Origin of the sequence: Mesorhizobium sp. M7A.F.Ca.MR.362.00.0.0 (genome assembly GCF_004023175.1) — a bacterium.
In the GTDB taxonomy this organism is placed as follows: domain Bacteria; phylum Pseudomonadota; class Alphaproteobacteria; order Rhizobiales; family Rhizobiaceae; genus Mesorhizobium.
Genome location: NZ_RZTF01000341.1, coordinates 3,583 through 6,926, shown reverse-complemented (window position 1 = coordinate 6,926; position 3,344 = coordinate 3,583). Strand labels below are relative to the sequence as shown.

The 3,344-nt window shown below is 60.9% G+C and carries 5 protein-coding genes; all 5 read right to left on the bottom strand.

Annotated elements, in window-relative coordinates:
* Positions 1–410: NAD(P)H-dependent oxidoreductase subunit E (locus EOC06_RS29180; RefSeq protein WP_206631277.1), on the bottom strand; the 410-nt coding region annotated here is incomplete at its 3' end.
* Positions 411–1,601, bottom strand: a complete 1,191-nt coding sequence (locus EOC06_RS29175) for an NADH-quinone oxidoreductase subunit D (protein WP_128309419.1) — start codon at positions 1,599–1,601, stop codon at positions 411–413.
* Complete coding sequence (locus tag EOC06_RS29170; RefSeq protein WP_127268493.1) at positions 1,602–2,204, bottom strand: NADH-quinone oxidoreductase subunit C; 603 nt, start codon at positions 2,202–2,204, stop codon at positions 1,602–1,604.
* 4 nt (positions 2,205–2,208) lie between these two features.
* Positions 2,209–2,790 (bottom strand): NADH-quinone oxidoreductase subunit B family protein, encoded by a 582-nt coding sequence (locus EOC06_RS29165; protein WP_013531090.1) that lies wholly within the window; start codon positions 2,788–2,790, stop codon positions 2,209–2,211.
* Entirely contained in the window at positions 2,781–3,146 is a 366-nt protein-coding gene (locus EOC06_RS29160) for an NADH-quinone oxidoreductase subunit A (protein ID WP_010910112.1), read from the bottom strand. The genes EOC06_RS29165 and EOC06_RS29160 overlap by 10 nt, the downstream gene beginning before the upstream one ends.
* Positions 3,147–3,344: the final 198 nt, after the last annotated feature.

The following is a 3,344-nucleotide window of genomic DNA, read 5'->3' as shown; positions in this document are numbered from 1 at the left end:
TCTTCCCAGGACAAGGTGCCCTTGTCGTTGGCGTGGAACTGGTCGTGATGGATTTTGGAGCGGCAGACATCCATAAGCGCTTCCGAACCGCGCAGCATGCAGGGCGTGGTGCCGCAGACCTGGATATGCGCACGCGTGCCGACCGGATTCAACTGGTACTGCGTGTAGAAGGTCGCGACTTCGAGCCCGCGGATACGCGGCATGCCGAGCATGTCGGAAATCGTCTCGATGGCTGCCTTCGTCACCCAGCCTTCCTGCTCCTGCGCTATCATCAGCAAGGGAATGATGGCCGACTGCTCACGGCCCTTCGGGTACTTCTTGATCCATTGCTTCGCCGCAGCCGCATTCGCCCGGTTGAAGGCGAAGGATGCTGGCTGGACGCTGGCTTCTGCGAGACGGCGGACTGACATTTAGCGATCGACCTCACCAAACACGATGTCGAGGGAGCCGAGAACGGCGGTGACGTCGGCCAGCATGTGGCCGCGGCAGAGGAAATCCATCGCCTGCAGATGCGCGAAACCGGGGGCGCGCAGTTTGCAGCGGTAAGGCTTGTTGGAGCCGTCGGAGACCAGATAGACGCCGAATTCGCCCTTCGGCGCTTCGACCGCGGCGTAAACCTCGCCGGCCGGCACGCGATAACCCTCGGTGTAGAGCTTGAAGTGATGGATCAGCGCTTCCATCGAGCGCTTCATCGCCTGGCGCTTGGGCGGCACCACCTTGCCGTCGAGATTCGACACCGGGCCGGTGCTCTCCTTGCCGAGCAGGAGATCGACGCATTGGCGCATGATCTTCGCCGACTGGCGCATTTCTTCCATGCGCACGAGGTACCGGTCGAAGCAGTCGCCGTTCTTGCCGATCGGAATGTCGAAATCCATTTCCGAATAGCATTCATAGGGTTGCGACTTGCGCAGGTCCCAGGGAGCACCCGAACCGCGCACCATCACGCCCGAAAAACCCCAGGCCCAGGCATCCTCCAGCGAGACGATGCCGATGTCGACATTGCGCTGCTTGAAGATGCGGTTGCCGGTCAGCAGCTGATCGAGGTCGTCGATCGACTTCAGGAACGGATCTATCCACTTGCCGATGTCCTCGACCAGTTTCTGCGGCAGGTCCTGGTGGACGCCGCCGGGGCGGAAATAGGCGGCATGCATGCGCGAACCCGAGGCGCGCTCATAGAACACCATCAGCTTTTCGCGCTCGACGAAGCCCCACAGCGGCGGCGTCAGCGCGCCGACGTCCATCGCCTGCGTCGTCACATTGAGGATGTGCGACATGATGCGGCCGATTTCGCAGTAGAGAACGCGGATCAGCTGGCCGCGCTTCGGCACTTCGATGCCGAGCAGGCGCTCGGCGGCGAGCGCGAAGGCGTGCTCCTGGTTCATCGGCGCGCAATAGTCGAGCCGGTCGAGATAGGGAATCGCCTGCAGGTAGGTTTTGGCCTCGATCAGCTTTTCGGTGCCGCGATGCAAGAGCCCGATATGCGGATCGACGCGATCGACGACTTCGCCGTCCAGCTCCAGCACAAGGCGCAAAACGCCGTGCGCCGCAGGGTGTTGCGGGCCGAAATTGATGTTGAAGTTGCGGACCGAGGTTTCAGCCATTTACTGCTTTGCCTTCTCGTCACCCGGCAGCACGTAATCCGTACCTTCCCACGGGGACAAAAAATCGAAATTGCGGAATTCCTGCTTGAGCTCGACCGGCTCATAGATAACGCGCTTGGCCTCATCGTCGTAGCGCACCTCGACGAAGCCGGTCAGCGGGAAATCCTTGCGCAGCGGGTGGCCTTCGAAACCATAGTCGGTCAACAGGCGGCGCAGATCGGGATGGCCCGAGAACAGCACGCCATAGAGATCGTAGGTCTCGCGCTCGAACCAGTCGGCACCGGGAAAGACGCCGGTGATCGACGGCACCATGGTTTCCTCGTCGGCCTGCACCTTGACGCGGATGCGCACATTCTGCTTCGGCGACAACAGATGATAGACGACGTCGAAACGCTTGGCCCGCGACGGATAGTCGGCGCCGCAGACGTCGATGATCGAGATGAACTGGCAGCGCGCATCGTCGCGCAGGAAGGTCATCACCTCGACCAGATCGCGCGGCTCGACATGGATGGTGAGTTCGCCATAGGCAATATCAGCCTCGTTCACGCGGCCGATCAGCTTCTCGCCGAGATAGTTCGACAGTTCGCTCAGGGATGCGGTCATGGATTTACCGTTCGATCGTGCCGGTGCGGCGGATCTTCTTCTGCAAGAGAAGAATGCCGTAGAGCAGCGCTTCGGCGCTCGGCGGGCAGCCGGGCACATAGATATCGACGGGCACGATGCGGTCGCAGCCGCGCACCACCGAATAGGAGTAGTGGTAGTAGCCGCCGCCATTGGCGCAGGAGCCCATCGAGATGACGTAGCGCGGTTCCGGCATCTGGTCGTAGACCTTGCGCAGCGCCGGCGCCATCTTGTTGGTCAGCGTGCCGGCGACGATCATGATGTCGGACTGGCGCGGGGACGCGCGCGGCGCGACGCCGAACCGCTCCGAATCATAGCGCGGCATCGAGGTGTGGATCATCTCGACCGCGCAGCAAGCGAGGCCGAACGTCATGAACATCAGCGACCCGCTGCGCGCCCAGGTGATGAGCGCCTCGGTCGAAGTGACCAAAAAGCCCTTGTCGGCCAACTCGTTGTTGATCTCGAGGAAGAAGGGATCGTCCTCCCCCACCGGCCTGCCGGTGTTGGGATCGATAATACCCTTGGGCTTCGGCGCGACGAGGGTGCCTGAACTGTCGTTCAATCCCATTCCAGCGCTCCTTTTTTCCATTCATAGGCAAAGCCGATGGTCAGCACCGCCAAAAACACCATCATCGACCAGAAACCGAGCATGCCGATCTTCGAAAACGACACCGCCCACGGAAACAGGAAGGCCACTTCCAGGTCGAAGATGATGAACAGGATCGACACCAGGTAGAAACGGATGTCGAACTTCATGCGGGCGTCGTCGAACGAGTTGAAACCGCACTCATAGGCGGAAAGCTTTTCGGGATCGGGATTGCGGTAGGCCACCAGGAAGGGCGCGGCCAGCAGCGCCAGGCCGACAACCAGCGCCACGCCTATGAACAGGACGATGGGCAGGTATGAGCTCAAGAGTGCGTTCATGCTCGGCTTTCCGTTGGCGCCAATCCAGTTTGATTACAGCACCGGACCCTAATGCGGAAGCGTGACAGTTTAACCGCTGAACCGTTTTAAGGGCCTATGCTGCAACGCGGCGAGGGTTAGCGCAGCACTTCCAGCGAAGCAAGTCAAACCTTGTTCAAAACACCGACCTGGACGGCATATCGCGGCAAACTGGTCCGA

What these genes read in the sequence shown, in the direction of transcription:
- EOC06_RS29175 (WP_128309419.1), bottom strand. Translation starts at nt 1,601, where the DNA reads ATGGCTGAAACCTCGGTCCGCAACTTCAACATCAATTTCGGCCCGCAA.
- EOC06_RS29170 (WP_127268493.1), bottom strand. Translation starts at nt 2,204, where the DNA reads ATGACCGCATCCCTGAGCGAACTGTCGAACTATCTCGGCGAGAAGCTG.
- EOC06_RS29165 (WP_013531090.1), bottom strand. Translation starts at nt 2,790, where the DNA reads ATGGGATTGAACGACAGTTCAGGCACCCTCGTCGCGCCGAAGCCCAAG.
- EOC06_RS29160 (WP_010910112.1), bottom strand. Translation starts at nt 3,146, where the DNA reads ATGAACGCACTCTTGAGCTCATACCTGCCCATCGTCCTGTTCATAGGC.